This window comes from Deltaproteobacteria bacterium (assembly GCA_009692615.1).
GTDB lineage: Bacteria > Desulfobacterota > Binatia > UBA9968 > UBA9968 > DP-20.
Genome location: SHYW01000059.1, coordinates 23,376 through 29,375, shown reverse-complemented (window position 1 = coordinate 29,375; position 6,000 = coordinate 23,376). Strand labels below are relative to the sequence as shown.

6 protein-coding genes and 1 pseudogene are annotated in these 6,000 nt (G+C 54.4%); 5 read left to right on the top strand and 2 right to left on the bottom strand.

The genetic code is table 11. The features are described from left to right. Positions 1-122: IS5/IS1182 family transposase (locus tag EXR70_14940; protein ID MSP39780.1), on the bottom strand; the 122-nt coding region annotated here is incomplete at its 3' end. A gap of 101 nt (positions 123-223) precedes the next feature. Between EXR70_14940 and EXR70_14935 the strand changes: the two genes are divergently transcribed. The 4 genes and pseudogenes from EXR70_14935 (at position 224) to EXR70_14920 (ending at position 3,358) form a co-directional block, all read left to right on the top strand. Beyond that, entirely contained in the window at positions 224-1,294 is a 1,071-nt protein-coding gene (locus tag EXR70_14935; protein ID MSP39779.1) for an ABC transporter substrate-binding protein, read from the top strand. Between the two features lie 38 nt (positions 1,295-1,332). Further along, positions 1,333-2,538: an aromatic ring-hydroxylating dioxygenase subunit alpha gene (locus EXR70_14930; GenBank protein MSP39778.1), complete on the top strand. Its 1,206-nt coding sequence runs from the start codon at positions 1,333-1,335 to the stop codon at positions 2,536-2,538. Between the two features lie 390 nt (positions 2,539-2,928). Further along, positions 2,929-3,045: pseudogene (locus tag EXR70_14925) on the top strand (type II toxin-antitoxin system RelE/ParE family toxin). Next, entirely contained in the window at positions 3,038-3,358 is a 321-nt protein-coding gene (locus EXR70_14920; protein MSP39777.1) for an XRE family transcriptional regulator, read from the top strand. Before EXR70_14925 ends, EXR70_14920 begins: the two are co-directional and overlap by 8 nt. A gap of 30 nt (positions 3,359-3,388) precedes the next feature. Here the strand turns inward: EXR70_14920 and EXR70_14915 are convergent, their stop codons facing one another. After that, positions 3,389-4,489, bottom strand: coding sequence for a mandelate racemase/muconate lactonizing enzyme family protein (locus tag EXR70_14915; protein ID MSP39776.1), 1,101 nt, complete (start codon positions 4,487-4,489; stop codon positions 3,389-3,391). A gap of 216 nt (positions 4,490-4,705) precedes the next feature. On the opposite strand from EXR70_14915, the gene EXR70_14910 reads away from it, so the two are divergent. Then, positions 4,706-5,719 carry an ABC transporter substrate-binding protein gene (locus tag EXR70_14910; GenBank protein MSP39775.1) on the top strand — a complete coding sequence of 338 codons (1,014 nt, stop codon included), beginning with the start codon at positions 4,706-4,708 and terminating at the stop codon, positions 5,717-5,719. Positions 5,720-6,000: the final 281 nt, after the last annotated feature.

Genomic DNA, 6,000 nt, shown 5'->3' with positions numbered 1-6,000 from the left:
ATCAACGCTAGCAATTTCCCCCACGGCACCACGCGATCCATCTCGCACAGAAACTTTTCCCGCTTGCTCTGCTTTTTCTTTCTCGCCCACGCCAAACTCGCAAACGTTGTCTGCTCCCTCACGCTCTTTCCTCCCGCCTCACCTTGTCGGTCTTTCTGCTCTTCGTTATTAGACGACTTGCTAGATGACTTGTTCAGAGATTCCCTAAATAGCAAATGGCAAAATGCAAGACCTGACCACAGACTACACGCGGGGGGAAGGAGCTATCGTTGAAGGAGACAAGATGAGCATGAAAATAACTAATATCAGACAAGGGCTTATTAGGGCAGGGCTGCCGCTCGCCCTTATGTTCTTAATCGGTGGTTCCTTCGAGCCGCTTTTGGCCCAGGTCCCAAGTACTTTCGAAAAAGTCCGCATCGCCGTTCCGGTCAAGTCGATGAATTATGTTCCCTTATTCCTCGGCAAAGAAAAGGGTCTCTTCCGAGACGAAGGGATTGATCTAGAACTTATCATGATACCGGGCACGATCGCAGGAGCTACCTTGCAGGCGGGCGAAATCGACTATACGGCGGCGCCGAACATAGCCATGCGAGCGGCGATCCGCGGGGCAGCGGTTAGGTCCGTCATGTTTTTTCAGACCCGATTGAGCTTCAGTCTGATCGGCCAGTCGAAGATAATCGCTGACACCGTCAATACCATCGCGGTGAACGGTGTAGGGACCGCGACCCACTATGCGGCGCTTGCGACCATGGACAAGCTCGGCCAGGGCCGACGCAAGATTCTCTATATCGGCACCGGAAGTAGCGCAATGAGCTATATGGCACTTATCAATAAGACTGTCGACGCCGCGAGTATCTCGCCGCCTTTTACCTCTATGGCAACCACGTCGGGATATGTCTACCTCGGCGATGCCTTTCACATCCCGGGCGTCCAGGGAGGTCTTGCCGTGACCACGAGGCACTTAACGGAGAAGCGCAACCAAACCAAACAGGTCATCCGCGCGACCCTGCGCGCAATAGACAGAATCATAAACAGTCCGGAAGAAACGGTTAATTACATACAGAAAGATTATAATCTGAAGCGAGAGGTAGCTCTGGAGAGCTACGACATCATGATACGCACCTTTAATCCGAGCGGGGACATTAACGATGGCGAGCTCAGGCAAGTCATGGCACAGATGAAGAAGGAAATCGGGGTCACTGCCGATATCCCTTTTGATCGGGTCATGGATCTTTCTCCCCTCCGTGAGGTCCAGGCGGAGTTAAAGAAAGAGAAGTCTGATCGAGGCAAATAACTGAAGGCAAAACTTTCAATTGGAGAAAGGAGCTTAGTATGGCTAACGTATTGAGTCAAACAAATGAGTGGTCCGAGTTAGTACAGGCGGGACCCAGAACGCCGATGGGAATGCTGCTGCGTAAATTCTGGCAACCCGTGGCCGTTTCCTCGGAGTTAAAAGTTGGGAAAGCAATGCCCATCCGGATCATGAATGAGGATCTGACTCTTTACAGAGGCGAAAGCGGGAAACCCCATATCGTCGCAGATCGATGCGCTCACCGTTTAACATTACTCTACACAGGGTGGGTTGAGCAGGAGTGCATACGATGTAGATATCATGGTTGGAAATATGATGGTGGCGGTCAATGTGTAGAAATGCCGGCAGAGGACGCTACTTTCGCGTCCAAGGTGAAGATCCTGAGCTATCCGGCAAGAGAATATGCGGGCCTCGTGTTTGCCTTTATGGGTCAAGGCGAGCCTCCCGAATTCGCGCACAAAGCCGAGATCGACCGTAATTACGGGATCAAATGGGCACTCTCCATGATTTGGCCTTGTAATTGGTTCCAACGGATAGAGAATTCGATGGATGCCGTGCATGTCAGTTTCGTCCATCAAGAGTCGCGATTTGGTCAGTCGCTCTCATACACCGTGCCGTCTCTCTCATACGAGGAAACTGAATGGGGTATCCGGCAAATTGCTACTCGCGCGGCTAATAATGTTCGAATCAGCGAGTTTAACTGGCCGAATTGTAATCACATAGTTACGCCGACACAATTTAAGCCACAGGGCGAAACCAAGTTATTTCCGTGGACCGATCTCTTTAACTGGTTTGTTCCAGTAGATGATGGACATACGGCGCTTTTTAGCGTGCGATCATCACCGATACGCGGAGACGTGGCTCAGGAATCTCAGGCCTGGCTTTTTTCGCGCGATAAATATAACCCGGCAGAATACGATGAAGAGTTATTTAAAGGCGTGATGCCCGACAACGATGCCGGACAAGCAGGCAACGCGCTGGTCAATGCTCAGGATTACATAGTCCAGGTAGGCCAGGGAGCGATAGTGGACCGTTCGCAGGAGCGTCTCGGCAAGTCTGATGCCGGGGTCATTTTACTGCGTAAAATATTTCATCGCGAGCTCGACGCGATAAAGAAAGGGTTGCCGGGAAAGGCGTGGAAACCCAGGAAAGGATTTGCTCGACTACCGGTGCCACCGAATGTACCTGCTTCTCCAGATCCCGAAACAGCAATGGTATTTGGGTAGTAGGTAAATCGTTCGTAGCGCATCGACGATCTAATGGCCCCCGGTGCGGCAAAAGGACAAGATTTGAACCTAAACCTGCGCGAGGCCGTCATGAGCACTGCATCCAAAGCCCATTACGTTTGCCCGAATTTAATATTCTCGTGCTCCGGTGAAAGCTACCTAGAAACGGGGTCACCCATTAGCCTGCAGGTCAAGTAGGCACAGACATTCCCCGTGAAAAGAATTTTGTTCTTTCCCCTTTTATTCATCTCGCACAGGCGGTCAGAACATAAGGGGTCAGGGCTTTAATTTATAGTAGTTGCTCATTAGTGTCCGGACGTTAAATGAACAAATTCAGTTGATTAGTTGCAACCGAGTCAACAGCGATGAGGGTCAGGTCTTGTTTCTTGACACGTGCTTCACGTGTTCCAGAAAAAATCCAAGTCCGGCATCGCTACGCCGAAACCGGACGTCGATTTAATCAAACGGCGCTACCGAGAGGCGCAGGAGATGGCAAAAAATGAGTAAGGCAATCGACGTGACTGTGAGCGCCGGCAATATCTTCGCCGACCTTGAGATCGACAACGCAGACGAGTTTTACACCCGCGCCTGCTTGGGCGTGCAGGTCATGAAGCTCTTAAAAGGCCGCAGTCCCAAAGAAGCGGCGAAACTGCTCGGCGTCAAGCAATCGAAAATCTCCGCGCTCATGCGCGCCAAATTCAGCCGGTTCAGCCAAGAGCGGCTAATCGGATTTCTGAACAAGCTGGACCGGAAAGTCACTATTCAAATTAGCCGCCACCGCGGCAAAGAACCTTACCAGCAGGTTACCCTGGCTCCCTGACAAGGCGCGCTGCGCCTGGACAGCGCAGACCTACACTCTGAACTGAGCAATCAGGTCGTCTTCCGGGTCGGCGCCGAGACCTGGGCCTTGCGGAACTTCAACGCCGCCGTCGATCACGGGCACGGTCTTGGCGAACGGCGTCGCGCCGAAGTCGGCGAACATGCGCTCGAGCGGAGAGTCTTTCTCTTTTACCGCGAGGCAATGCAACGCCGCTAGAAATGCCGGTCCCAGATAAAAAGCGTTGGGCACGCACAGGGCACCGGCTTGCTCGACCTCGGCGGCGACTTTTGCCATGGCAGTGATGCCGAGTTTGACCATCGCGGGCTGAACGAAATCGGCTTTGCCGATGGTGACCATTCTGCGAAATTCGCGCAAGCTGGTTCCGTTCTCGCCGATCCCCATGGGCACGCCGGTGACCGCGCGCAGCTTGGCGAGAGATTCGAAATCCTCCGGCGGATAGATCGGCTCCTCAACCCAGTAGGGCTTGGACGGCGCCATCGCGGCGACCGCCTCCTCGGCTTCGGCCGGCGTCCATGCGCAGTTGGTATCCACCATCAGAGGAATGTCCGGACCCGTCACTTCGCGCGCGGCAGCGACTGCAGCGGCGGTGCGTTCATGGAGCTTGATCAGACGATAGCCGCGTTCGAGAGCGCGCGCGGTGTTGCGCCTGATATGTTCCGAGTTCCCGGAATATTGCAGCAGCGAAGCGTAGCATTCGACGCGGGATCGCTTGGCGCCGCCCAAGAGCGTCGATACCGAAACGCCGGCCAGCTTGCCGCGAATGTCCCACAGCGCGATGTCGAGCCCGGCCAGCGCGTGGGCCAGCGGCCCGGAGCGGCTGAGCGACAGCAGCATGCGTTCGATGCGCGGGATCAATTCTTCATCCGTGGCGCTCTGGCCGATGGCGAGCCGCTTGATCCAAGTGTCGAAGGCGGCGACGACCATGGGACGGCCAGTGCCGAAGCACTCACCCCAACCGACCACGCCGCCGCTAGTGGTCACGCGCACATAGAGGCTTTCCACATGGGTGCGCGGCACGCCTTGCGACATCGGCGCCGGCGCCCAGATATCCAACGGCACCCGCAGCGAAATAGTTTCGATCGCAGAAATTGTTTCGTTCATGGCTGTCATCCAAATCAGGATTTGCTGAAAATGTCGAGGCACGGCAGTCGCCAAGGATCACGCAATGTCCGCCCGCCGTATTGATCTGCCCCAAGAAGATCGTAACTTTCGCTCGACTTCGCTGTGTTTGACAGGCTTCGCACGCAGGCGATATACATGCGCTCGGAAACAGATGTTCTAGTTTTTCTATCCTTGTGCCAAGTTATAATTTGAGAACCGTTGGCTATGCGCCGCCTATTGCTCATCGCATTTACTTCGCTCGCGTTAAATTCTTTGTGGTCCAGTTATGCTCTGGCGGCCACCGCCGGCAAAATCATTCTTGGCTACGCCAGCCCGGGTCGCGCTCTGCCGTTTTGGCTGGCGCAGGACATGGGACTTTTCAACAAGTATGGCGTTGATGTCGAATCCGTATTTATTCGCGGCGCGCCAATACTCGTCGCCGGCCTGGCGGCGGGCGACATCCAAGTCGGCAGCACCGGCGGTAGCGCGACGCTGGCTGCCGTCGCCGGCGGCCAAGACCTAAAAATCATCGCCACATTTGGCAGCCGCAACAATTTCGACTTGATGGCTCAACCCAGTATCAAACGGCCCGAGGATTTGCGCGGCAAACGCATCGGACTGACAAGTATCGGCGGCACTACTTGGATGGCCTTGTTGCTTTGGCTCGAGCATTTCGGCCTCGATGTGCAGCGCGATAAGATGCAGCTCCAGGCGCTGGGTGAACAGGCGCTGACGGTGCAGGCCCTGGAGGCCGGTATCGTCAACGCGGCAGTCTTTGACGGCATCAACTCTAGCCGAATCAAACTCAAGGGTTTCACGGTTATCGGCGAATACTCCGATCTCAAGCATCAATTCGTCAGCCAGGCTTTGGTGGTGCAAAAAAGTTTCTTGCAGCAGCGCAGCGACACATTGGAGAACTTGCTCAAAGCTGAAATCGAAGCGGTAGCCTACATCTTGGCACCCAAGAACAAACCGGCGGCAATCAAAACATTGATGCGGCGCATGAAAATCAACGCCGCGGCGGCCGAAGAGGGCTATCTTGACCTATTGCGCGTCTTGGAGCGAAAGCCGCTTCCGTCCGTCGAAGGCCTGGTCCATGTGCAGCGCCTGATGAAAGCGCAGAATCCAAAAATCGGCGCTGTGAACCTCGATGAGCTCAATGACGCGCGCCTGGTCAAGAAACTCGATGATAGCGGCTTTATCGATAAGGCATTCGCGGCACAGGGAATCAAACCGTAAAGATCGGCTTCGGAGTCTGACATCACAATCTTTACAATCTATCGTCGGCAGCGGAAGGGGGGGCGGGAGTCTATTCTTGACTGAAGCGTAGGTAACAAACCATGAAAATCAAATCCGAAAAATACGGCTACGGCGAATGCGAAATCTGCGATGCAAAGATGGTTGAGAAGCCGATCAAGCAGGACTTTTGAATTCGCGGGAAGTTAGTCGCTATCGACAATGTCCCGGCCGGCATCTGTGTACACTGCGACGCTAAAGTCGTCCGCTCGGAAATCGGCAAA